21 protein-coding genes are annotated in these 24,142 nt (G+C 43.0%); all 21 read left to right on the forward strand.

The annotated features are described in order from the left end of the window. Window positions 1-58 precede the first annotated feature (58 nt). The 21 genes from rpsB to pnp all read left to right on the forward strand — a co-directional run bounded on the left by rpsB (window position 59) and on the right by pnp (window position 24,024). Entirely contained in the window at window positions 59-766 is a 708-nt protein-coding gene (rpsB, locus tag AC0VXY_RS09445) for a 30S ribosomal protein S2 (protein WP_034760179.1), read from the forward strand. A 150-nt stretch (window positions 767-916) separates the two neighbouring features. Beyond that, window positions 917-1,798 (forward strand): translation elongation factor Ts, encoded by an 882-nt coding sequence (tsf, locus tag AC0VXY_RS09450; protein WP_475527606.1) that lies wholly within the window; start codon window positions 917-919, stop codon window positions 1,796-1,798. A gap of 87 nt (window positions 1,799-1,885) precedes the next feature. Then, window positions 1,886-2,611, forward strand: coding sequence for a UMP kinase (pyrH, locus tag AC0VXY_RS09455; protein WP_435991297.1), 726 nt, complete (start codon window positions 1,886-1,888; stop codon window positions 2,609-2,611). After that, on the forward strand, window positions 2,611-3,168 hold the full coding sequence (gene frr, locus AC0VXY_RS09460; protein ID WP_098440752.1) for a ribosome recycling factor: 558 nt from the start codon (window positions 2,611-2,613) through the stop codon (window positions 3,166-3,168). The genes pyrH and frr overlap by 1 nt, the downstream gene beginning before the upstream one ends. Window positions 3,169-3,446: 278 nt before the next feature. Next, window positions 3,447-4,238: an isoprenyl transferase gene (locus AC0VXY_RS09465; RefSeq protein ID WP_475527607.1), complete on the forward strand. Its 792-nt coding sequence runs from the start codon at window positions 3,447-3,449 to the stop codon at window positions 4,236-4,238. After that, the gene (locus AC0VXY_RS09470) at window positions 4,238-5,026 is read left to right on the forward strand and encodes a phosphatidate cytidylyltransferase (protein ID WP_435991292.1); all 789 of its coding nucleotides are present in this window, start codon (window positions 4,238-4,240) and stop codon (window positions 5,024-5,026) included. Before AC0VXY_RS09465 ends, AC0VXY_RS09470 begins: the two co-directional genes overlap by 1 nt. A gap of 46 nt (window positions 5,027-5,072) precedes the next feature. Then, entirely contained in the window at window positions 5,073-6,215 is a 1,143-nt protein-coding gene (gene dxr / locus AC0VXY_RS09475) for a 1-deoxy-D-xylulose-5-phosphate reductoisomerase (RefSeq protein ID WP_435994538.1), read from the forward strand. 121 nt (window positions 6,216-6,336) lie between these two features. Continuing rightward, entirely contained in the window at window positions 6,337-7,593 is a 1,257-nt protein-coding gene (gene rseP / locus AC0VXY_RS09480) for an RIP metalloprotease RseP (RefSeq protein ID WP_435991290.1), read from the forward strand. A gap of 144 nt (window positions 7,594-7,737) precedes the next feature. Further along, entirely contained in the window at window positions 7,738-9,441 is a 1,704-nt protein-coding gene (locus AC0VXY_RS09485) for a proline--tRNA ligase (RefSeq protein ID WP_475527608.1), read from the forward strand. A 100-nt stretch (window positions 9,442-9,541) separates the two neighbouring features. Beyond that, complete coding sequence (locus AC0VXY_RS09490; RefSeq protein WP_475527609.1) at window positions 9,542-13,861, forward strand: PolC-type DNA polymerase III; 4,320 nt, start codon at window positions 9,542-9,544, stop codon at window positions 13,859-13,861. Window positions 13,862-14,048: 187 nt separating this feature from the next. Beyond that, on the forward strand, window positions 14,049-14,519 hold the full coding sequence (gene rimP / locus AC0VXY_RS09495) for a ribosome maturation factor RimP (RefSeq protein ID WP_034760152.1): 471 nt from the start codon (window positions 14,049-14,051) through the stop codon (window positions 14,517-14,519). A gap of 35 nt (window positions 14,520-14,554) precedes the next feature. Beyond that, on the forward strand, window positions 14,555-15,688 hold the full coding sequence (gene nusA / locus AC0VXY_RS09500) for a transcription termination factor NusA (protein ID WP_435991283.1): 1,134 nt from the start codon (window positions 14,555-14,557) through the stop codon (window positions 15,686-15,688). Between the two features lie 12 nt (window positions 15,689-15,700). Further along, window positions 15,701-15,970, forward strand: a complete 270-nt coding sequence (gene rnpM / locus AC0VXY_RS09505; protein WP_435991281.1) for an RNase P modulator RnpM — start codon at window positions 15,701-15,703, stop codon at window positions 15,968-15,970. Between the two features lie 10 nt (window positions 15,971-15,980). Beyond that, window positions 15,981-16,283, forward strand: coding sequence for a YlxQ family RNA-binding protein (locus tag AC0VXY_RS09510; RefSeq protein WP_435991279.1), 303 nt, complete (start codon window positions 15,981-15,983; stop codon window positions 16,281-16,283). A gap of 20 nt (window positions 16,284-16,303) precedes the next feature. Beyond that, window positions 16,304-18,478 carry a translation initiation factor IF-2 gene (gene infB / locus AC0VXY_RS09515; RefSeq protein WP_475527610.1) on the forward strand — a complete coding sequence of 725 codons (2,175 nt, stop codon included), beginning with the start codon at window positions 16,304-16,306 and terminating at the stop codon, window positions 18,476-18,478. After that, complete coding sequence (locus tag AC0VXY_RS09520) at window positions 18,475-18,753, forward strand: DUF503 domain-containing protein (RefSeq protein WP_435991275.1); 279 nt, start codon at window positions 18,475-18,477, stop codon at window positions 18,751-18,753. Before infB ends, AC0VXY_RS09520 begins: the two co-directional genes overlap by 4 nt. Window positions 18,754-18,806: 53 nt before the next feature. Beyond that, window positions 18,807-19,175 carry a 30S ribosome-binding factor RbfA gene (gene rbfA, locus AC0VXY_RS09525; protein WP_060669663.1) on the forward strand — a complete coding sequence of 123 codons (369 nt, stop codon included), beginning with the start codon at window positions 18,807-18,809 and terminating at the stop codon, window positions 19,173-19,175. Between the two features lie 101 nt (window positions 19,176-19,276). Next, a complete protein-coding gene (gene truB / locus AC0VXY_RS09530; RefSeq protein ID WP_475527611.1) occupies window positions 19,277-20,182 on the forward strand; it encodes a tRNA pseudouridine(55) synthase TruB in 906 nt (301 codons plus the stop codon). An 18-nt stretch (window positions 20,183-20,200) separates the two neighbouring features. Continuing rightward, window positions 20,201-21,151: a bifunctional riboflavin kinase/FAD synthetase gene (ribF, locus tag AC0VXY_RS09535; protein ID WP_475527612.1), complete on the forward strand. Its 951-nt coding sequence runs from the start codon at window positions 20,201-20,203 to the stop codon at window positions 21,149-21,151. Between the two features lie 135 nt (window positions 21,152-21,286). Beyond that, window positions 21,287-21,556 carry a 30S ribosomal protein S15 gene (gene rpsO, locus AC0VXY_RS09540; RefSeq protein WP_034760125.1) on the forward strand — a complete coding sequence of 90 codons (270 nt, stop codon included), beginning with the start codon at window positions 21,287-21,289 and terminating at the stop codon, window positions 21,554-21,556. A 344-nt stretch (window positions 21,557-21,900) separates the two neighbouring features. Then, the gene (gene pnp / locus AC0VXY_RS09545) at window positions 21,901-24,024 is read left to right on the forward strand and encodes a polyribonucleotide nucleotidyltransferase (protein WP_475527613.1); all 2,124 of its coding nucleotides are present in this window, start codon (window positions 21,901-21,903) and stop codon (window positions 24,022-24,024) included. Window positions 24,025-24,142 lie beyond the last annotated feature (118 nt).

A 24,142-nucleotide genomic window follows, 5' to 3' on the forward strand; every position in this document is an offset into this window, starting at 1 on the left:
TACTTTCCAGATGACGGAAACGGAGGAGAAAAACAAAACCATTTAGGAGGAAACACACATGTCAGTAATTTCTATGAAACAATTGCTTGAAGCTGGTGTACATTTCGGACACCAAACTCGCCGTTGGAACCCAAAGATGAAGAGATACATCTTCACTGAGCGTAACGGCATCTACATCATCGACCTTCAAAAAACAGTTAAAAAGGTTGAAGAAGCTTATAACTTCGTGAAAGAGCTAGCTGGTAACGGCGGTAAAGTTCTTTTCGTAGGAACAAAGAAACAAGCACAGGAGTCTGTTAAAGAAGAAGCAGAACGTGCAGGTATGTACTACATCAACCAACGTTGGTTAGGTGGAACACTTACAAACTTCGAAACAATCCAAAAGCGTATTACACGTCTTAAAAACATCGAAAAGATGGAAGAAGACGGTACGTTTGAAGTACTTCCGAAGAAAGAAGTTGTACAACTTAAAAAAGAACATGAGCGCTTAGTTAAATTCTTAGGCGGAATCAAAGATATGAACACGCTACCTGATGCATTATTCATCATCGACCCTCGTAAAGAGCGTATCGCAGTAGCAGAAGCTCGTAAACTTCATATCCCTATCGTGGGTATCGTTGATACAAACTGTGATCCGGATGAAATCGATGTTGTCATTCCTGCTAATGATGATGCGATCCGCGCGGTCAAGCTTCTGACAGGTAAAATGGCGGATGCTATTTTAGAAGCTAAGCAAGGTGAAGAAGCAGCTGTAGCAGCTGAGTAATCAACGAAAGGTGATAAGAGGGCTTACCCTTATCACCTTTTTTTAAAGAATATTCACATGTACTGCACTCTACCAGAGTGTCGGTACATTTATGACTCATACCAATAGGTCCCTGAAGTCTACATAGTCAATCTAAGGAGGAAACCCACTATGGCAATTACTGCACAAATGGTTAAAGAACTTCGTGAGAAAACTGGCGCTGGAATGATGGATTGTAAAAAAGCGTTAACAGAAACTGACGGAGACATGGACAAAGCAATTGACTTCCTACGTGAAAAAGGAATCGCAAAAGCAGCTAAAAAAGCGGACCGTATCGCAGCTGAAGGAACTACTTACATTGCAAGCGAAGGAAACACTGCAATCATTCTTGAAGTGAACGCAGAAACAGATTTCGTTGCGAAAAACGAAAACTTCCAAAACCTTGTTAAAGAACTATCTGATCACCTTCTTGCCAACAAGCCGGCATCTGTTGGAGAAGCTCTTGAGCAAAAAATGGCAAATGGTTCAACTGTAAATGAATTCATCAACGCTGCCATCGCTAAAATCGGGGAAAAGCTTACTCTTCGCCGTTTTGAAATCCGTACAAAAGATGATAACGCTGCGTTCGGTGAATACCTGCACATGGGTGGCCGCATTGCCGTTCTTACAGTAGTGGAAGGTACGACTGACGCAAGTGTAGCGAAAGATGTTGCGATGCACGCTGCAGCATTGAATCCTAAGTATGTTTCCCGCGATCAGGTTTCTGCTGAAGAAGTAGAACGTGAGCGTGAAGTACTTAAACAACAAGCACTAAACGAAGGAAAGCCTGAAAACATCGTTGAAAAAATGGTGGAAGGCCGCCTTGGTAAATACTTTGAGGATATCTGTATCCTGGATCAAACATTCGTAAAGAATCCAGACCAAAAAGTACGTCAATACCTGGAAGCAAACAAAGCTACTTTAACTGATTTCACTCGTTACGAAGTAGGAGAAGGTCTTGAGAAGCGTCAAGAAAACTTCGCTGAAGAAGTAATGAATCAAGTTAACAAATAAGATCAGCTAAAGTTGAACACTATTTAGTAGGGAACACCTAGTGTGTTCCCTATTTTTCAAGAAAAATTCTATTTTATGGAGGTTCCCATGAGCGTTCCAAAATACAAACGTGTCGTTCTTAAACTTAGTGGAGAAGCATTAGCAGGTGATGATGGCTTCGGAATTAATCCTTCTGTCATTAAAAATGTAGCAGAAGAAGTAAAAGAAATCGCTGAACTTGATGTAGAAGTAGCAGTTGTCGTTGGCGGAGGAAATATCTGGCGTGGTAAAATAGGCAGTGAAATGGGAATGGATCGTGCATCTGCAGATTATATGGGGATGCTAGCGACCGTCATGAACTCTTTGGCTCTTCAAGACAGTCTAGAACAGATGGGAATCGAAACAAGGGTTCAAACATCCATTGATATGCGCCAAGTGGCAGAGCCATACATTAGACGCAGAGCCATCCGTCACCTAGAGAAGAAACGGGTTGTCATCTTTGCGGCAGGTACAGGTAATCCATACTTCTCGACGGATACTACAGCTGCGCTCCGAGCGGCGGAAATCGAAGCAGAAGTGATTCTTATGGCTAAGAACAACGTAGATGGTGTATACTCAGCAGATCCTAAGAAGGACGAAACGGCTGTTAAATATGAAGAACTATCCTATTTAGATGTTCTGAAGGAAGGCTTAGCCGTAATGGATTCAACCGCATCTTCTCTATGTATGGACAATGATATTCCGCTTATTGTATTCTCAATTATGGAGAACGGAAATATCAAGAGAGCCATCACTGGTGAAAATATCGGTACAATCGTAAGGGGGAAATCATAATGCCAAACACGATCATCACAAATGCAAAAGAAAGAATGACAAAAGCCATTCAAACATTTTCACGTGAGTTAGCGAGCATCCGTGCAGGAAGAGCCAATGCCTCACTGCTCGATAAGATCTCGGTTGATTACTATGGTGCGCCGACACCAGTCAATCAATTAGCTGGAATCTCTATTCCTGAAGCCCGTATGCTTGTCATACAGCCTTATGACAAATCCGCTCTCGGTGACATCGAGAAGGCAATCCTAAAGTCGGATCTGGGCATTACACCTACAAGTGATGGGAACATCATCCGTATCGTCGTTCCTGCTCTAACGGAAGAGCGACGCAAGGAGCTTGTGAAGCTTGTGAAAAAAGAAGCGGAAGATGCAAAGGTCGCCATCCGTAATATTCGCCGTGATGCTAACGATGAATTGAAGAAAAAAGAGAAGAACGGTGACATCACTGAAGATGATCTTCGTGGTTACTCTGATGATGTTCAAAAAGCGACAGATGAAAGTATCGTCAAAATTGATAACATCGCAAAAGATAAAGAACAAGAAATGCTGGAAGTGTAATCTTTCATAAACGAATCATTAGGGGCTGTCCTGTAAGTGAACTCATATTCCTTATGGGCCGGTCCCTTTGTTTTGGTTGAGAGCCAAGAATAAACGACATAGCTTTCCTTTTCTCTGAGGGAGCGTTTTGTTCCGGTCGTGATTGGGCGAACGACCTGGACAAAACGTTCTAATATCTACTTGAATATACATAATCTATTTTCTTAAAGATATCTTCCTTGTTTTTTGATATGATAGTAAAGGTAAATATTTTTTGGATTGTTGGTGGAGGATTTTTTATGCTAAACAAGCTTAAACAATGGAAACGACAGCAAACTTCCGAGGAAGTGGATGATCGATTTCAGGAATTACTAAAACACCCGATTCCGGGTCATATAGCGATCATTATGGATGGTAATGGGCGATGGGCCAAAAAAAGAGCGTTGCCAAGGGTGGCAGGACATCATGAAGGCATGAAGTGTGTCCGCAAGATTACCAAATTGGCAAGTGAACTGGGACTCGAAGCCTTGACCTTATATGCCTTTTCTACAGAGAACTGGAAACGCCCTAAAATGGAAGTAGAGTTCCTTATGAAATTACCAGAGGAATTTCTGGGGACGTTTCTTCCCGAATTGGTTGAAGAAAATGTGCAAGTGAAGATGATGGGCTCTCCGGATGCTTTGCCTATCCATACTAGGACCGCCGTTAAAAAGGCCATGGAAGCAACAAAGCACAATGACGGGCTAATCCTGAACTTTGCTTTGAATTACGGCAGCCGGTCAGAAATCATCGATTCTATGAAGCATGTCTTAAAAGATGTCCAGAATGGAATACTAGATGAGAGTGATTTAAACGAAGAACTGTTTTCAAGTTATTTGATGACTAAAGATTTAAAAGATCCAGACCTGCTTATTCGAACGAGTGGAGAAATCCGCTTAAGTAACTTTATGCTTTGGCAATTGGCTTATACCGAGTTTTTTTTCACAGATGTACTGTGGCCGGATTTCGGTAAGGAACATCTAGTTGAAGCCATCGAGGCATATCAAGGTCGTTCAAGAAGATTTGGTGGGTTACAAAGCGAGGAATCCTAATGAAACAAAGAATTATTACAGCAGTGGTAGCGGCAGCGATATTTTTACCAATCATCATTTTTGGCGAAACGCCATTCATTATTTTAATGTATCTGATCGCTTCCATCAGTTTATACGAGGCTTTAAAGATGAGGGGGCGTTGGATTTTCAGCATCCCGGGCTTGTTATCCCTTGCTCTTTTGTGGGTGTTCCTCATTCCGACGGAAACAATCGGGATCATTACAGATTTCGGATACTCCAAGATTGAGCTTGCCTTTCTTGCCGTGTTATTATTTTTAACGTATACAGTGGCGACCAAGAATCGCTTCAATTTTGATGATGTGGCGTATTCACTTTTAAGCGTTTTATATGTGGGGATCGGTTTCTTTTATTTCATGGAAATTCGATTATTAGAAAATGGCGTGCAATATGTCTTTTATGCGTTATTTATCATTTGGGCAACCGACTCGGGTGCTTATTTCATCGGCAGAGCAATGGGGAAAAAGAAGCTATGGCCGGAAATCAGCCCGAATAAGACCGTTGAAGGATTTGTTGGTGGCATCATCTGTGCTGTCATCGTGGGTGTCATCATGACGTTTTTCATCGATCTTGATATGTCCATCCCTAAACTTGTGATCGTGACAGCGATTCTATCTATTTTTGGGCAGATAGGGGACTTAGTGGAGTCTGCTCTGAAAAGGCACTACAAAGTGAAGGATTCAGGACAATTACTGCCGGGACACGGTGGTATGCTGGATCGTTTCGATAGCTTGTTATTTGTTTTACCCCTTCTTCACTTTCTGTTATAACATTGATTTAATGTGAGGAAGGTTGTAATCGGGAGGAGTGTAGGTGTTGAAGAAAATCAGCTTGATGGGTGCTACAGGGTCCATTGGGACACAAACCCTGGATGTCATCAGGGAACATCCTGAAGAATTTAGACTGACAGCCATGTCTGTCGGCAAAAATATAGAAGAAGCCAGGAACATGATCACTGAATTCAATCCCAGGCTCGTATCCGTACAGCGTAAAGAAGATGCTGAAACATTATCGAGGGAATTTCCTTCATCTGTAAAAGTCCTTCATGGTGAAGAAGGATTAGTGGAAGTAGCGTGTCACCAGGAAGCCGATATCCTTGTGAATGCTGTACTTGGTAGTGTAGGGTTATATCCTACCCTTCAAGCCATCGAGGCTGGGAAAACGATTGCGATCGCGAACAAAGAAACTCTTGTAACAGCCGGTCATCTAGTAATGGAAGCAGCGAGGGCAAAAGGGACGTCCCTCCTGCCGGTGGATAGTGAACATTCCGCCATCTTCCAGGCACTTCAGGGAGAACGGGAAAAGAACATCGAAAAGTTAATCATTACAGCGTCCGGTGGAAGTTTCAGAGATCGTACGAGGGAGGAATTGGTCGGTGTCACGGTACATGAAGCGTTGAATCATCCAAATTGGTCAATGGGGGCTAAGATCACCATCGACTCGGCATCCATGATGAACAAAGGGTTAGAGGTCATTGAGGCTCATTGGTTGTTCGATATTCCATACGAGCGGATCGACGTTGTTCAACACAGGGAAAGCATTATTCACTCGATGATTCAATTTCATGACTCATCTGTCATGGCCCAACTGGGGACACCGGATATGCGTGTTCCCATTCAATACGCCCTTACCTATCCAGACAGGCTTCAAAGGCCTGGGAAAAGGCTGGACCTTGTAGAAATAGGAAAACTCCATTTTGAAGAAATGGATTTAAATCGCTTCCGGTGCCTGGCTTTTGCATACGAAGCGGGAAAGATCGGGGGGAGTATGACGACGGTGCTGAATGCCGCAAATGAAGCAAGCGTAGCGCTGTTCCTGGATAATAAAATATCTTTCCTCGACATAGAAACATATATTGAAAAGGCTATGAATGCCCACCAGGTAATACATAGACCTGACCTTGAAACCATACATGAAATAGATCTCGAGACCCGTCGACTCGTTTCAAGTTGGTTGTAGGCAAGGGTCTTTAGCATGTTTACACAGACTGTTACGTAGAATGATAGTGGACATGTTTCTTGCGGGATACTTTAACATTTAAATCTGTTACCAACAGGTTATAAAAAAGGTGGTTTTTTATTTGCAAACGGTGATTGCCTTTATTGTTATTTTTGGGGCTTTAGTATTTTTTCATGAACTTGGGCATTTAATCTTCGCTAAACGTGCAGGGATCCTATGTCGTGAATTTGCCATAGGATTTGGTCCTAAAGTATTTTCTTATAAAAAGGATGAAACAACCTACACCATTCGCTTACTGCCGCTGGGGGGCTTTGTGCGGATGGCCGGAGAGGATCCGGAAATGGTGGAGCTCAAGGCGGGTCATCGTGTGGGGCTTGTACTCGATCAGGATGAAAAGATTGTTAAAATTGTCATGAATAATAAAGATCGCTATCCTAATATTCGTGTCATCGAAGTGGAAGAAGCGGATCTCGAACATAGACTGCATATCCGTGGATATGAGGAAGATGAGGAAGAATTGAAAACCTTCCCTATTTCACGCGATGCGGTATTCATTGAAGATGGTGTGGAAACGCAAATTGCCCCATGGGATCGTCAATTCGCTTCCAAGACCCTTCCCCAAAGGGCATTGGCCATCTTTGCCGGACCTTTATTTAATTTCATTTTGGCCTTCTTTATCTTTATCCTAGTCGGTCTATTACAGGGTGTACCCACAAACGACCCGGTACTTGGGGAATTGACTGAAGACGGGGCAGCGAAAGAGGCAGGCCTTCAAAAGAATGACATCGTCATGAGTATCGACGGGAAAGAAATATCCACTTGGGAAGATATTGTGACGGTTATTCAGAAACATCCGGGAGATGAACTGAGATTCAATGTTGACAGGGATGGCTCAAATGCTGAAATCCCTGTCACTCCAAAGCCTCAGGAAATCGAAGGCAAAGAGATAGGGATCATCGGTGTTCACAGCCCCGTGGAGAAGTCACCACTCAAGGTCGTCTCAAACAGTGCCCAGCAAACCTATGAATGGACCAAAATGATTTTTGTACTGTTAGGGAAGCTCGTGTCTGGAGAATTTTCCATCGATGCCTTATCAGGACCAGTGGGAATCTATCAATCGACAGACGTAGTGGCGAAATCAGGAATATACTATCTGATGAGATGGGCAGCAATCCTCAGCATCAACCTGGGAATCATGAATCTATTACCGATTCCGGCCCTTGATGGAGGCAGACTTCTATTCTTCGCCGTAGAAGCGGTCAGAGGAAAACCTGTAGATCGTCAAATGGAAGGAATGGTCCACTTCGTCGGATTCGCCCTTCTCATGGTACTCATGCTCGTCGTAACATGGAATGACATACAAAGATTTTTCCTTTAGAATTCAACGAATGAAACAAAACAGGCAGTTTCTCCCTTTGTAATCAAAAAATGAGGGTGTTACTGCCTGTTCATTTAAGTTAAAATAGTGAGAAGGAAATTCTTACACTACATAAATAATTTATATGGTATGAGGTGCTAGTAAATGAAGCAACAAAATACATTCATCCCGACACTAAGGGAAACACCTGCTGATGCAGAAATCAAAAGTCATCAGCTTCTCTTGCGTGCGGGATTCATCAGACAAAATGCCAGCGGGATCTATAGTTTTCTGCCACTCGGAAATAAAGTGTTGAAAAAAGTAGAAGAAATCATCCGAGAGGAATTGGATGCAGCAGGTGCTGTTGAATTGCTTATGCCTGCCCTTCAACCTTCTGAACTTTGGAAGGAATCTGGCCGCTGGGGAACGTATGGACCGGAATTGATGCGAATGAATGATCGTCATGACCGTGAGTTTGCCCTTGGAGCCACCCATGAGGAAGTCATAACCAGCTTAGTGAGGGATGAAATTAAATCCTACAAGCGGCTGCCCCTCACCATGTACCAGATCCAGACGAAATTCCGTGATGAGAAACGCCCCCGCTTTGGACTATTGAGGGGAAGGGAATTCATCATGAAGGATGCGTATTCTTTCCATTCGTCATATGAGAGCCTGGACGAGACGTATGATGCATTATTTAAAGCCTATTCCAACATTTTCAGTCGATGCGGTTTGAATTTCAGGGCGGTCATAGCTGATTCCGGTGCCATGGGCGGTAAAGATACACATGAATTCATGGTGTTATCAGAGGTTGGTGAAGATACAATCGCCTATTCTGATTCATCTGATTATGCAGCGAATATTGAGATGGCTGAAGTGGTGGATGCCTACAGCGAATCAACCGAAGAGATGCTTGCAATGGAAAAGGTATCAACGCCTGATGTAAAGTCCATTGAAGAAGTATCATCTTTCTTAACCGTAGAGAAGGACCAATGCATTAAGTCTCTTTTGTTTAAAGTGGATGATGAGTTTGTTTTGGTATTATCCCGTGGCGATCACGAAATCAATGATATTAAAGTGAAGAATCTTTTTAATGCAGGTGTGGTTGAGCTTGCTTCTGCTGAAGAAACGAAAAAGGTCACCGGTTGCGAAATTGGTTCGATAGGTCCCTGTTCGTTAAACGTGAAGATTGTAGCTGATCAGGCGGTCAAATACATTCGTAATGGAGTGTCGGGGGCGAATGAATCAGGATTTCATTTTACCAATGTGAATCCTGAACGTGATTTTGAAGTTTCTCAGTATGCTGACCTGCGTTTCATTCAGGAAGGCGATCCTTCTCCTGACGGAAATGGAACGATTATATTCGCAAAGGGAATAGAAGTAGGCCATGTTTTCAAACTGGGAACCAGGTATTCCGATGCTTTAGGAAGCTCATTCCTTGATGAAAACGGCCGGTCTCAATCCGTCATCATGGGCTGTTACGGTATAGGAGTCTCCCGTACGTTAGCTGCGGTTGCTGAACAATTCAACGATGACAGGGGTCTTTTATGGCCAACGAATCTGTCTCCATACGACCTTCATTTAATACCCATCAATATGAAGGATGAAGCACAGGCAACACTCTCAAATGAACTATATGACATGTTTAAAGAAAACAGATATGAAGTATTAATGGATGATCGAGCTGAACGTCCGGGAGTGAAGTTTGCCGATTCAGACTTGATTGGCCTGCCGATCCGCGTAACGGTCGGAAAGAAAGCCGGAGAAGGAATCGTAGAAGTGAAAGTAAGAAAAACCGGTGAAATGTTAGAGGTTCATAAAGATGGGCTCCTCTCCAAGTTGCAAGAACTATTCAACACTCTTTCTTAAATTTAAAAGGGCTCGACTTTAAAGGAGGCCATCCTTTTGCTGTCAGCCCTTTTTATTCTGTATATAAAATGATTCAAGAGTAGAAATGGGGGAAAGGAATATGGGAGAAAAGCCCCTGGGCAAAAGGGAAAGGTTTCAATTGTTGCTGCAACAGTTAGGCTTAACAGAGGATGCCTTTGTTCAGTACTTCAGACATGCTGAAATTGAGAAATTGGCAGTGTACCGCAAGGAAAAGAAATGGCATTTTTACTTCACGTTTGAAGAAATCATCCCTTGTAACGTGTGGAGCAAATTTTCCATTGCACTGCAAACATCCTTTAAACATATTGCCAATGTAAGCTATTCGATCAAAGTGTTGAATCCTGATGTAACGGATCAGCATATTTTAGATTACTGGCAGGATTGTGTGAAAGAGATTCAAGGGATATCACCACCCTTATTGAAATTATTAAATACTCAAAAGCCGAAGATCAATGGAAACAAAATCATTGTTCAGACTTCAAATGACACAGAAGCAACACAGCTCAAAAGAAAATACGGAGATATGATCACCTCCACCTTCGAAAATTTCGGTTTTCCCAGATTTGTTCTGGATGCAGAGGTAAGTCATGTAGAAGAACAAAGCAATGAATATGAGAAATTTCTGGAAGAAAAGCTTAAAGAGGATCAGGAAAGAGCAAAACAGGCACTAATCGAAATGGAAAAAGCAGAAAAAGAGGGTCCAAGGGATGCACCAAGTGGTCCATTCATGCTTGGGCTTACGATCAAAGACGATGCTGATTTCCGGAAAATCGAAGAAATTTATGACGAAGAGCGTCGTATCGCCATTGAGGGTTATGTGTTCGATTGTGAGACAAGAGAACTCAGGAGCGGACGCACCCTGCTCACATTTAAGGTGACCGATTACTCAAGCTCGATTTTGGTCAAAATGTTCTCCAGGGATAAAGAGGACGCAGCAGTCATGAACAACATGAAGAAAGGTATGTGGGTCCGCTGCCGCGGAAGCATACAAAACGATACATTTGTACGGGACCTTGTGATGATTGCCAATGATGTAAATGAAATCAAGCCGGTACTTAGACTCGACACTGCCCCTGCAGATGGAAAAAGAGTAGAGCTTCACATGCATACTCCAATGAGCCAGATGGATGCCGTCTCTTCCGTGGCAAGCCTAGTGGCCCAAGCGAAAAAATGGGGCCATAAAGCGGTTGCGATAACAGATCATGCTGTTGCGCAATCCTTCCCGGAAGCCTATAACGCAAGTAAGAAAAACGATATTAAACTGTTATATGGTGTGGAAGCCAATCTTGTGGATGATGGGGTCCCGATAGCCTACAATGATCGCGATCTTCCCCTCGATGACAGCACCTATATTGTGTTTGACGTGGAAACGACCGGGCTTTCCGCAGTCTACGACACCATCATTGAACTCGCCGCGGTGAAAATAAAAGATGGAGAGGTCATTGATAAATTCGAGTCATTTGCGAACCCTCATCATCCGTTATCAGCCACTACGATTGAGTTAACGGGCATTACGGATGATATGGTACAGACGGCTCCAGAGATAAATGATGTCCTTCTCAGATATCATAAATGGGTGGGGGATGATATACTGGTCGCCCATAATGCATCCTTTGATATGGGGTTCTTGAATGCCGGGTATCAAAAAGCCGGTATCGAGAAAGCTTCCAACCCCGTCATAGATACATTGGAGCTTGCAAGACTGCTTTATCCGCAATTTAAGAATCACCGTCTGAATACACTGGCAAAGAAATTCGATATCGAATTGACCCAGCATCACCGGGCCATCTATGATGCAGAAACAACGGGCTATCTCCTTTTGAAGATGTTGAAAGATGCAGTCGAAAAAGGGATCACGAACCATAATCAATTCAATGATTATATGGGGAAAGGTGATGCGTATAAACGTTCAAGACCATATCACTGTACATTGATTGCCCAGACGGAAGAAGGACTTAAAAATCTTTATAAGCTTGTTTCCATTTCTCACATGAATTATTTCTTCAGGGTACCTAGGATTCCTCGCTCCCAACTGCAAAAGTACCGCACGGGAATCCTGGTAGGATCAGGTTGTGACAAAGGGGAAGTATTCGAAGGGATGATGCAGAAAGGAAAAGAAGAGGTTGAGGAAAAGGCCCATTTCTACGATTATCTGGAAGTTCATCCTAAAGAAGTGTACCAGCATTTGATTGAATTAGATCTCGTTCAAAGTCAGAAGAACCTGGAAGATATCATCCAAAATATCGTTGAGCTGGGGAGGAAACTGGATAAGCCAGTTGTGGCGACTGGAAACGTCCACTATTTAAATGAAACGGATAAAATTTATCGTAAGATCCTCGTGGGGTCACAAGGGGGAGCCAATCCGTTGAATCGTCATGAACTTCCTGACGTTCATTTTAGAACAACCAATGAAATGCTGGATGCGTTCTCTTTCCTGGGAACAGAAACGGCTAAAGAGATCGTAGTGGATAATTCGAATAAGGTTGCCGATATGGTAGACGTCATTAAGCCGATAAGGGACGATCTATATACACCGAAAATCGAAGGTGCCGACGAGGAAATGCGCCGGATGAGTTATGCCATGGCTAAAAGTATCTATGGGGAGGTACTTCCGGAAATAGTTGAAGCCAGAATAGAAAAAGAGTTAAAGAGTATCATCGGACACGGTTTCGCTGTCATCTATCTAATCTCTCATAAGCTGGTTAAAAAATCATTGGACGATGGTTATCTGGTTGGTTCAAGGGGATCGGTCGGTTCTTCTTTCGTAGCGACAATGACGGAGATCACCGAAGTAAATCCACTGCCGCCTCATTACGTCTGTCCGTCCTGCAAGAAGTCTGAGTTCTTTGATGATGGTTCAGTCGGATCGGGCTTCGACCTCCCTAATAAGGACTGCCCGGATTGCGGGGTTCCTTATAAGAAAGACGGACATGATATACCGTTTGAAACCTTCCTGGGATTCAAAGGAGACAAGGTTCCGGATATCGATCTGAATTTCTCGGGGGAATATCAGCCGAACGCTCATAACTATACAAAGGTCCTTTTCGGGGAAGACAATGTATATCGTGCAGGTACGATCGGGACGGTGGCGGAAAAGACCGCCTACGGGTATGTAAAAGGATACGCGAATGATCATCAGCTGCAGATCCGTGGAGCGGAAATTGACCGTTTGGTAAGTGGATGCACCGGTGTCAAAAGAACAACCGGGCAGCATCCTGGAGGAATCATCGTTGTACCTGATTATATGGATATCTTTGATTTCTCACCTATCCAATTTCCTGCTGACGATTCGAATTCTGAATGGAAAACGACGCATTTTGATTTCCATTCCATACATGATAATCTCCTGAAACTGGATATCCTGGGACACGATGACCCGACTGTCATCCGTATGCTTCAAGATTTATCCGGAATCGATCCCAAGACGATTCCGACCGATGACCCTGAAGTGATGAAAATCTTCAGCGGTACAGAATCCCTGGGTGTAACAGAAGATCAAATCATGTGTAAGACCGGGACACTCGGGATCCCTGAATTCGGGACGAGATTCGTCCGTCAGATGCTTGAAGATACAAAGCCGACAACGTTCTCCGAGCTGGTCCAAATTTCAGGGCTTTCACACGGTACCGACGTATGGCTCGGGAATGCACAAGAACTCATTCATAACAACATCTGCAATCTGAGCGAAGTGATCGGGTGTCGTGATGATATTATGGTATACCTGATCTATCAGGGACTCGAGCCTTCACTTGCTTTTAAGGTCATGGAATTTGTCCGTAAAGGAAAAGGTCTTCAGGAAGAATGGGTAGAAGAAATGAAGAAGAACGGTGTACCGGATTGGTATATCGATTCCTGCCTGAAGATCAAGTATATGTTCCCGAAAGCCCATGCTGCCGCATATGTATTAATGGCTGTTCGTATTGCGTACTTTAAGGTGCATCATGCTCTACTTTACTATGCCGCTTATTTTACCGTTCGGGCTGAAGATTTTGATATCGAAGCGATGGTAAGAGGATCACAGGCTATAAGATCAAAGATCGAGGAAATCAATAGTAAAGGCCTGGATGCATCACCGAAAGAAAAGAATACGTTAACAGTTCTTGAGTTGGCACTTGAAATGTGCGAAAGAGGTTATAAGTTCCAGAAAGTTGATCTGTACCGTTCAGCGGCTGCTGAATTTGTGATCGATGGTGATACTTTGATCCCGCCGTTCAACTCCATACCCGGACTTGGAACCAATGCTGCCTTCAATATTGTGAACGCAAGGCAGGATGGGGAATTTCTATCTAAAGAAGATCTTCAGCAAAGGGGCCGCGTGTCCAAGACCATTATCGAGTATCTGGATAATCACGGATGCCTGGAAGCTTTGCCGGATAAGAACCAATTATCTCTGTTCTAAGACTGATACCATGGGAATTGTTTGCATAAACATGTTGATTATGGTATATTTTTATTGGAAATACTAAAGATAGCTCTAAAGGTAGAAGAGTGGGGTCGCACCCCACTCTTTCGTTATTACATGGAGATTTTTTGAACTATCATTTCTAGTCTTGGTGCACGATTTTCATATAGACCAGGAGGTAAGTATGAGCAAAATAACAACACTAGTAGAAGAAATTGTTACACCAATCTTAGATGACATGTCTTTGGAACTCATTGATATGGAATATGTTAAAGAAGGATCCAATTGGTTTCTTCGCATATTCATCGACAAGGATTCCGGTGTTGACATTGAAGAATGCGGAATAGTAAGTGAAAGACTTAGTGAAAAGTTAGATGAAATTGACCCAATTCCTCATAATTACTTTTTAGAAGTTTCTTCACCGGGTGCTGAACGTCCTTTAAAGAAAGACAAGGACTTCGAAAAAGCCATCGGCAAAAATGTTTATGTGAAAACGTATGAGCCATTGAACGGCGAAAAAGCATTCGAAGGAACACTTCTTTCCTATACTTCAGACCAATTATCATTAGAAGTAACCATTAAGACTCGAAAAAAGAAGGTTGAAATTCCAACAGATAAGATAGCCATTGCACGATTGGCTGTTACATTTTCATAGGAACTAACCGCACTATAAAGGGGGATGAAACCACCATGAGCACTCAGTTATTAGATGCTCTTACTGTTTTAGAGAAAGAAAAAGGCATTGCAAGGGATGTCATCATTGAAGCCATTGAAGCGGCACTTGTGTCAGCTTACAAACGAAATTTCAACCAGGCACAAAATGTCCGCGTAGACCTTAACCTTGATACGGGTACGATGAGAGTCTTCGCCCGTAAGGAAGTCGTGGATGAAGTGTTCGATTCCCGCCTTGAGATCTCGGTTGAAGACGCTGGAGATATCAACCCAAGCTACGAAGTGGGAGACGTTGTTGAACTTGAAGTTACTCCTAAAGATTTCGGACGCATTGCTGCTCAAACAGCTAAACAGGTTGTGACTCAGCGAGTGAGGGAAGCAGAGAGAGGAATTATCTATTCCGAATTTGTGGACCGGGAAGAAGACATCATGACAGGTATCGTTCAACGTCAGGACAATCGGTTCATCTATGTGGCTTTAGGGAAGATTGAAGCCCTCTTACCGGTGAGCGAGCAAATGTCTAACGAAACATACAAACCTCATGACCGGATCAAGGTGTTCATCACGAAGGTAGAAAAGACGACAAAGGGTCCTCAAATCTTTGTTTCACGAACACACCCGGGTCTATTAAAGCGACTATTTGAAATCGAGGTTCCTGAAATCTTTGACGGAACGGTAGAAATCAAATCCGTTGCTCGCGAAGCCGGAGACCGCTCTAAAATTTCGGTTCACGCAGAAAACTCTGAAGTGGATCCCGTAGGTGCATGTGTGGGAACTAAAGGTGCCCGTGTACAGGCGATCGTGAACGAACTGAAAGGTGAGAAGATCGATATCGTCCAGTGGTCTGAAGATCCCGTGACGTTCGTCGCCAATGCTTTAAGTCCTTCTAAAGTACTGGATGTACAGGTGAACGAAGAAGATAAAGCAACCAGAGTCGTGGTACCTGACTATCAACTGTCACTCGCAATCGGTAAACGTGGTCAAAACGCTCGACTTGCAGCTAAATTGACAAACTGGAAGATTGATATCAAGAGCGAAACAGATGCACGCGAATTAGGATTATATCCTCGGGAAGAGGGCTTTTTGCCTCAGGATGAAGAGGATGAGTATGACAACGAGCCTTTAAATATTGATTTCGAAAATCAAGATTAAGAGGTGGGCAAGATGAGTGTGAATAAGAAGATTCCCTTGCGCAAATGTGTGGCAACGGGTGAAATGAAGCCAAAAAAAGAAATGATACGTATTGTCAGGTCTAAAGAAGGAGAGGTTTCCATCGATCCTACTGGTAAGAAATCAGGACGTGGAGCCTATCTCTCGAAGGATAAAGACGTTATTTTATTAGCCAAAAAGAAAAATACTTTAGCCAATCAATTACAAGCGAAAATAGAGGAATCTCTTTACGATGAATTGATTAGCCTTGTAGAGAAGGAGTAACGTTTAGCGTATGAATCAGAATCGTTGGATGTCACTTTTAGGATTGGCGAATCGGGCACGGAAGATTATTTCAGGTGAAGAGCTTGTTATTAAAGAAGTTCGTAGTGGACGAGCGAAACTTGTCATTCTTTCCAAAGATGCTTCTGCTAATACAAACAAGAAAATCACGGACAAATGTAAATCGTATAATGTCCCGGTTTGCTTAGTGGAAAACAGGCACGACTTAGGTCAAGCCATTGGAAAAGAGGCAAGGGTGGTCGTCGCCATAATGGATGCCGGCTTTGCCAAAAAATTATCCGAACTGCTCGATTGAATCTCAGTGGGGGTGAACATATGAGCAAGATGCGTGTATATGAATATGCAAAGAAATACAATGTTTCAAGTAAAGATGTGATCGAAAAATTAAAGCAACTGAATATTGAGGTATCAAACCATATGGCAACTATAGAAGATGACGCAGTAACAAAATTGGACGCGATGTACAAAGGTGATTCAAAAGGGGAAGGAAATAAAGCCGCGAAAGAATCCAAATCAAGTACATCCAAGTCAGACGAAGCTCCAAACAAGGAAAAGGTTAAGACTGCACCGAAAAATCGTGAAGGAAAAAAACACGATCAACAGAACCAATCAAAGGAGAAGAAGGTCTTCAATAATAATAATAACAACAATAAAAACCGAAATAACAAACAAAATAAGCAGAACAAAAATTTCAAGCAGGCTCCTCAACAGCAAACGCCTGCTAAGAAAAAGGACCTTCCATCAAAGATCACATTCTCCGAATCACTGACGGTTTCAGAACTTGCCAAAAAGCTTCATAAAGAACCATCTGAAATCATAAAAAAACTATTCATGCTTGGTGTCATGGCAACCATCAATCAGGAACTGGATAAAGATTCGATTGAATTGATTGCAGGGGAATACGGCGTCGAAGTGGAAGAAGAAATCAAGGTAGACGCGACCGATCTTGAAGTATATTTCACGGAGGATACAAAAGAGCAAACCGAAGAACGTCCATCTGTCGTAACCATCATGGGTCACGTCGATCACGGTAAAACAACGCTTCTTGACTCCATCCGTAACACGAAAGTCACAGCAGGTGAAGCTGGCGGGATCACACAGCATATCGGTGCTTATCAAGTAGAAGTGGACGGAAAGAAAATCACATTCCTTGATACTCCGGGGCATGCTGCCTTCACGACTATGCGTGCGCGCGGTGCTAAAGTGACGGACATTGCAATCATTGTAGTAGCTGCCGATGACGGTGTTATGCCTCAAACGGTTGAAGCAATCAACCATGCGAAAGCGGCAGACGTTCCGATCATCATTGCTGTTAATAAGATGGATAAAGAAGCTGCCAATCCCGATCGTGTAATGCAGGAGCTCACAGAGTATGAATTGGTTCCTGAAGCATGGGGGGGAGACACAATCTTCGTTCCATTATCTGCCTTATCTGGTGAAGGAATCGACAATTTACTTGAAATGATCGTTCTTGTAAGTGAAGTGGAAGAGCTTAAAGCGAATCCAAATCGTCTTGCACAAGGAACAGTCATCGAAGCTCAATTGGATAAAGGGCGCGGATCAGTTGCCACTTTGCTCGTTCAAAACGGAACGTTAAAAGTAGGGGATCCAATTGTAGTAGGTAATACATTCGGGCGTGTCCGTGCGATGGTCAATGACCTTGGTCGCCGTGTGAAAGAAGCCGGCCCTTCTGCTCCTGTAGAAATCACGGGATTGAATGATGTTCCACAAGCAGGGGATCGCTTTGTCGTATTCGAAGATGAGAAAACAGCTCGTTCTGTTGGTGAATCCCGTGCATCCCAGGCGCTTCAAGCTCAGCGTGGGGAGAAGTCAAAGGTAAGTCTTGAGAACCTGTTCGAACAAATGAAACAGGGAGAGATGAAAGACCTGAATCTTGTGCTTAAAGCGGATGTTCAGGGATCGGTTGAGGCACTGGCCGCTTCGTTAATGAAGATTGAAGTGGAAGGTGTTAATATCCGGATCATCCACACAGGTGTGGGGGCAATCAATGAATCTGATATTACACTGGCGTCTGCTTCGAATGCCATTGTAATCGGCTTTAATGTGCGACCTGACGTCAATGCCAAGCGTACTGCCGAAGCAGAGGGCGTAGAAATCCGACTACACCGTATTATCTATAAGGTAATGGAAGAGATCGAAGCGGCAATGAAAGGTATGCTTGACCCAGAATTTGAAGAGAAGATCATCGGTCAGGCGGAAGTACGTCAAACATTTAAAGTGTCTAAAGTTGGTACGATTGCGGGAAGCTATGTAACAGAAGGTAAGATTTCTCGCGATAGTGGAGTTCGTCTGATTCGTGACGGAATTGTTATCTTTGAAGGGGAACTCGATGCCCTTAAGCGCTTTAAGGATGACGCAAAAGACGTAGCCAGAGGTTACGAATGTGGTATTACCATCAAGAACTTCAATGATGTGAAGGAAGGCGACGTCATCGAAGCCTTCATCATGGAAGAAATTACACGTAAATGATCACATATGTTGAATGTGAGTGCATGATTTATGACTCTCACTCATTAAAAGATAAGCGGGCTGTCCTGCAACGGGTCATGTCCCGTCTTAAACAAAAATTCAATGTATCGGTTTCTGAAATCGGATATCAGGATGTATGGCAGCGTACAAGGATTGCCATCGTCACTGTCGCTTCTTCCAAAGGAGCGAGTGAAAGAGAGATTGAACACGCATTGAAATTCATGGATTCTTTTCCTGAGTGGGAACGACTGGAAACCCAAATCGAGTCACTATAAGGAACGCCTTATATCAACATATAACCATTAACGATATATAAGAGGTGATATTGATGAGCCATCGTGCGAATCGTGTTAGCGAGCAAATGAAGAAAGAGCTCAGCGATATTATCGGACGAAAAATAAAGGATCCACGTATTGGCTTTGTAACGGTTACAGATGTACAAGTATCCGGGGACTTACAACAGGCAAAAGTGTATATTACCGTTCTGGGTGGGGAAGACCAAAGAGAGAACACTCTTAAAGGTCTTGCAAAGGCAAAAGGTTTCATCCGTTCTGAAGTAGGACAGAGAATTCGCCTGCGTAAAACACCTGAAATTATTTTTGAGTTTGATGAGTCGATTGATTATGGTAACCATATTGAATCTTTATTAAGAAAAGTTCAAGATGAACCAGAAGAGTCTAAAGATACAGAAGAGTAATATGAAAGGGCTGATCCGGACGGAAGTACAATTCCAAAGGATCAGCCCTTTATGTTTTTATTTGTATGGACCAAATACAATATATACTGGAGGTAATATAGATGAATGGTATCCTGCCCTTATGGAAGCCCAGGGGAATGACGTCCCATGATTGTGTCTTTATGTTGAGGAAGATCCTCAGAACAAAAAAAGTCGGCCATACAGGTACCCTGGACCCTGAAGTCTCGGGTGTGCTGCCCATTTGCGTCGGACGTGCTACCAAGATAGCGGAGTATATAACAGCATCCGGAAAGATCTATGAAGGAGAAGTCACGATCGGATATTCCACCACAACAGAAGATGCGTGGGGAGAGAAGGTTGAAGAAAAGAAGGTGAATCGGATCATATCGAGAATGGAGGTTGAGGAGATCCTTCAAAGTCTGACGGGAGACATCATCCAGACGCCCCCCATGTTTTCGGCAGTTAAAGTAAATGGAAAGCGGTTATATGAATATGCGAGACAGGGCATAGAAATCGAAAGGCCTTCAAGGACTGTTCATATCCATAGACTGCAATTACTGGAGGAGTGGAATGAGTTAGCGGGCAATCACCCTTCATTCACCTTTGAAGTCGTTTGTGGGAAGGGGACTTATGTAAGGACACTTGCCGTTGAAATCGGGAATGGCCTGGGGTATCCAGCTCATATGTCCGCTCTTACGCGTACGCAATCAGCCGGTTTTAGAAAAGAAGATTGTTTCACGTTCGAACAGATACAAGAGTTTGCTCAGAATGAAGATCAACAAAACCTACTTCTTCCTCTGGAAATGGGGCTTTCTCATTTGCCGAAAATGACAATTAGTGATACATTAGCAGAGAAAGTGAAGAACGGAGCACGCCTTGAGGAGCCTGAGGACTGGCAGGACGGTTCCGTAGTGATGGTGCATAAGGGTAAGGCCATAGCCATTTATCAGAGGCATCCTGACAAGCCTGGGATCATCAAGCCTGTCAAAGTGCTTTTCAACGACTAGTGAAAAAGGTGAAATACTGTGAAAGTAATAACTGTACATCATCCCCATTCTATTAGTAAGAATGAATTTCCACCTCTCGTACTCGCTCTGGGATACTTCGATGGCGTTCATAAAGGCCATCAAAGGGTGATTAGGGAAGCAGTGGAAAAAGCGAAGGAACAGGACGTTTCGAGCGCGGTCATGACATTTGATCCCCATCCTTCCGTTGTACTGGGTCATAAACACAAACATATACACTACATAACGCCTTTGGAAGATAAGAAAGAAATCATAAAGGAACTCGGTGTGGATTATTTATTCATTGTCCGGTTCACATCAGAATTTGCAAGTCTGACTCCACAGGACTTCGTCGATCAATACATTATCGGCCTTAACGTAAGGCATGTTGTAGCAGGATATGATTATTCATATGGCAGACTGGGGAAGGGGACGATGGAAACCCTGCCCTTTCATTCCCGTGATATGTTTGCCTCCACTACCGTTTCGAAGTTGACAGATGCTGATCTGGATTTGAAAGTGAGTTCTTCCTTAATAAGGGACAACCTTAGAGAAGGTGACGTATCCAGGGTGAACAAGCTTCTTGGCAGACCGTTCAAAATGAAGGGAACGGTCATACACGGAGATAAAAGAGGGAGGAAAATCGGGTTCCCTACAGCGAATATCGAACTCTCCGATGACTATCTGACCCCTAAGGTGGGGGTTTATGCGGTAAGGATGAAAATTCATGATAAATGGTTTGATGGTGTGTGCAATATCGGGTACAAGCCCACCTTTAAAAACCCTGACGACTATTCTTTGACAATTGAAGTCCATCTTTTTGATTTCCACACTTCCATTTACGGAGAAGAAGTGTACATTGAATGGTATGATAGAATAAGGGACGAACAGAAATTCTCCGGAATAGAGGAGCTAATCTCCCAAATTCAGAAAGATAAGAACCATGCGATAGACTACTTTGCTAAAAATTGAGGATTACACTTGATTTTTATTTAAAAGAGTAGTATTCTAAATATCGTATGAAATGAACCTTTGCTTGGCATCACGATTCACCAACGGCTGCTCAGTAACAGGGGATTTGAAAGAAATTATTAGGAGGTGAAAAGGATGGCTATCACTAAAGAACGTAAAAACGAACTTATCAGTGAATACAAAGTACATGAGAACGATACTGGATCTCCAGAAGTTCAAATTGCTGTCCTAACTGAAGAAATTAACAATCTGAACGATCACTTACGCGTTCACAAGAAAGATCACCACTCTCGTCGCGGTCTTCTTAAAATGGTAGGTCACCGTCGTAATCTATTATCTTACTTACGTAAGAAAGATGTACAACGCTACCGTGAGTTAATTAACAAATTAGGTTTACGTCGATAAACAGACAAAGGAAGCGGGATTATGTCCCGCTTTTTCTTTAGCTTTCATAAGTGGAAATCTTTGTATGATCCTCCACTTCTTTTTATACATTTTCATCATTTAAAGTATTCATTTTTCTCGTTTTTGTCTAAAATACATAATATGTATACAATGTGGAAGGAAACCCATCGTATAATGGGTCTGGCATCCGCCTTGATACAACATCCTGTATTTACATAGTCAGCAGGGATTCAAATCAAACGAATATAACAGCGCATATGTGCATGATATAGATTATTTTATGTTTATCCGGGTTGGGTACAGGCCGAACCTTTTAGTGATATATAAAGAGAGGGGTACACTTTATGGAACAAACTAAACAAACCTTTTCCATCGAATGGGCCGGAAGAGAATTGACGGTCGAAGTTGGCCAATTTGCCAAACAAGCGAATGGAGCGGTAATGGTACGTTATGGAGATACTGCAGTACTTAGCAGTGCTACAGCTTCGAAAGAACCAAAACCTTTGGATTTCTTCCCATTAACCGTTAACTATGAAGAGAGATTATATGCAGTAGGTAAAATCCCTGGAGGATTCATTAAACGTGAAGGTCGCCCGAGTGAGAAAGCCATCCTTGCGAGCCGCTTAATAGATCGTCCCATCCGTCCATTGTTCGCAGATGGATTCCGTAATGAAGTTCAAGTAATCAGCATTGTGATGAGTGTAGACCAGAATTGCTCATCCGAAATGGCAGCTATGTTTGGTTCTTCATTAGCGCTATCGGTTTCAGATATCCCGTTCGAAGGTCCGATAGCAGGAGTGATTGTTGGTCTTGTTGATGGGGAATTCATCATTAACCCTTCGGTCGAGCAATTGGAGAAGAGTGAGATTCATTTATCTGTAGCTGGTACGAAAGATGCCATTAATATGGTAGAAGCGGGTGCAGATGAGGTTCCTGAAGAGACAATGCTTGAAGCGATCATGTTCGGTCATGAAGAGATTAAGCGTCTGGTTGCTTTCCAGGAGGAAATCGTCGCTAAAGTCGGTAAAGAAAAATCTAAAATTCAACTTGTTGAATTAGATCAAGACGTTGAAGCAGAGGTTCGTTCCTTATGTGAAAGTGAATTGATTCCTGCCATTCAAGTTCAAGAAAAGCATGCTCGTGAAGAAGCCATCGGAACTGTTAAAGATAAAGTGATGGCCGTTTATGAGGGAGAGAAGGAAGCTGATGAAGCTACCTTGAAACAAGTGAAAAAAGTATTGGATATGCTTGTGAAAAATGAAGTTCGCCGTCTGATCACAGAAGACAAGGTCCGTCCAGATGGCCGAAAAGTTGACGAAATCCGTCCATTGTCCTCAGAGGTCGGTTTATTGCCAAGAACTCACGGTTCAGGATTATTTACCCGTGGACAAACTCAAGCACTAAGTATTTGTACGCTGGGTGCTTTAGGAGATGTTCAGGTACTTGATGGCCTGGGAATTGAAGAATCAAAACGATTTATGCACCATTATAACTTCCCTCAATTCAGTGTAGGGTCCACAGGACCAATCAGAGGACCGGGTCGCCGTGAAATCGGACACGGAGCATTGGGGGAAAAGGCTCTTGACCCAATTATTCCAAACGAAAAAGACTTCCCTTATACAATTCGACTTGTATCAGAAGTACTCGAATCAAACGGTTCAACTTCTCAAGCAAGTATTTGTGCAAGCACACTCGCAATGATGGATGCCGGTGTTCCTATTAAAGCGCCTGTAGCCGGGATTGCAATGGGTCTGATCAAGTCAGGTGAAAATTACTCCATCCTGACAGACATTCAGGGAATGGAAGATCACCTTGGTGACATGGACTTTAAAGTAGCCGGGACTTCTAAAGGTGTAACCGCTCTTCAAATGGATATCAAAATTGATGGGTTATCCCGTGAAATTCTTGAAGAAGCACTTCAACAAGCTAAAAAGGGAAGAATGCAGATTCTTGATAGCATGTTAGCAACAATCGGTGAAGCAAGAACGAGCCTGTCCCAATACGCTCCGAAAATCCTGACCATGCATATTAACCCTGATAAAATCCGCGACGTCATTGGGCCAAGTGGTAAGCAGATTAATAAGATCATCGACGAAACAGGCGTTAAGATTGATATTGAGCAGGACGGAACGATATTCATCTCATCTACTGATGAAGAGATGAATAAAGTAGCTAAGAAAACGATTGAAGATATCGTTAGAGAAGTTGAAGCTGGACAAATGTATCTTGGAAAAGTGAAACGAATTGAGAAATTCGGTGCATTTGTAGAAATCTTCAGTGGTAAAGATGGACTTGTCCATATTTCTGAACTTGCAGAAGAACGTATCCGCAAGGTGGAAGATGTAGTGGCGATCGGTGACGAGATCCTTGTAAAGGTTCTGGATATTGATAATCAAGGAAGAGTCAACTTATCACGAAAAGCAGTTCTTAAGGAACAGCGCGAAAAGGAAGAACAAAACCAGGGTTAATCTTTAAGATTGGCAGGCTGTCCTGTAGGGAGCAAACTCTCCTCCGGGACGGCTTTTTTTATCTGTTCGATGAGCTTTAATGGCGCATGTTCTACCCTGTTCTTTTCTTACATATGTT

The organism is Rossellomorea sp. QJM3NY_18 (genome assembly GCF_056173145.1).

Excerpts from the sequence above, each read along its gene's own strand:
- rpsB (WP_034760179.1), top strand. The coding sequence starts at position 59 with ATGTCAGTAATTTCTATGAAACAATTGCTTGAAGCTGGTGTACATTTC.
- tsf (WP_475527606.1), top strand. The coding sequence starts at position 917 with ATGGCAATTACTGCACAAATGGTTAAAGAACTTCGTGAGAAAACTGGC.
- pyrH (WP_435991297.1), top strand. The coding sequence starts at position 1,886 with ATGAGCGTTCCAAAATACAAACGTGTCGTTCTTAAACTTAGTGGAGAA.
- frr (WP_098440752.1), top strand. The coding sequence starts at position 2,611 with ATGCCAAACACGATCATCACAAATGCAAAAGAAAGAATGACAAAAGCC.
- AC0VXY_RS09465 (WP_475527607.1), top strand. The coding sequence starts at position 3,447 with ATGCTAAACAAGCTTAAACAATGGAAACGACAGCAAACTTCCGAGGAA.
- AC0VXY_RS09470 (WP_435991292.1), top strand. The coding sequence starts at position 4,238 with ATGAAACAAAGAATTATTACAGCAGTGGTAGCGGCAGCGATATTTTTA.
- AC0VXY_RS09485 (WP_475527608.1), top strand. The coding sequence starts at position 7,738 with ATGAAGCAACAAAATACATTCATCCCGACACTAAGGGAAACACCTGCT.
- AC0VXY_RS09490 (WP_475527609.1), top strand. The coding sequence starts at position 9,542 with ATGGGAGAAAAGCCCCTGGGCAAAAGGGAAAGGTTTCAATTGTTGCTG.
- rimP (WP_034760152.1), top strand. The coding sequence starts at position 14,049 with ATGAGCAAAATAACAACACTAGTAGAAGAAATTGTTACACCAATCTTA.
- nusA (WP_435991283.1), top strand. The coding sequence starts at position 14,555 with ATGAGCACTCAGTTATTAGATGCTCTTACTGTTTTAGAGAAAGAAAAA.
- rnpM (WP_435991281.1), top strand. The coding sequence starts at position 15,701 with ATGAGTGTGAATAAGAAGATTCCCTTGCGCAAATGTGTGGCAACGGGT.
- AC0VXY_RS09510 (WP_435991279.1), top strand. The coding sequence starts at position 15,981 with ATGAATCAGAATCGTTGGATGTCACTTTTAGGATTGGCGAATCGGGCA.
- infB (WP_475527610.1), top strand. The coding sequence starts at position 16,304 with ATGAGCAAGATGCGTGTATATGAATATGCAAAGAAATACAATGTTTCA.
- AC0VXY_RS09520 (WP_435991275.1), top strand. The coding sequence starts at position 18,475 with ATGATCACATATGTTGAATGTGAGTGCATGATTTATGACTCTCACTCA.
- rbfA (WP_060669663.1), top strand. The coding sequence starts at position 18,807 with ATGAGCCATCGTGCGAATCGTGTTAGCGAGCAAATGAAGAAAGAGCTC.
- truB (WP_475527611.1), top strand. The coding sequence starts at position 19,277 with ATGAATGGTATCCTGCCCTTATGGAAGCCCAGGGGAATGACGTCCCAT.
- rpsO (WP_034760125.1), top strand. The coding sequence starts at position 21,287 with ATGGCTATCACTAAAGAACGTAAAAACGAACTTATCAGTGAATACAAA.
- pnp (WP_475527613.1), top strand. The coding sequence starts at position 21,901 with ATGGAACAAACTAAACAAACCTTTTCCATCGAATGGGCCGGAAGAGAA.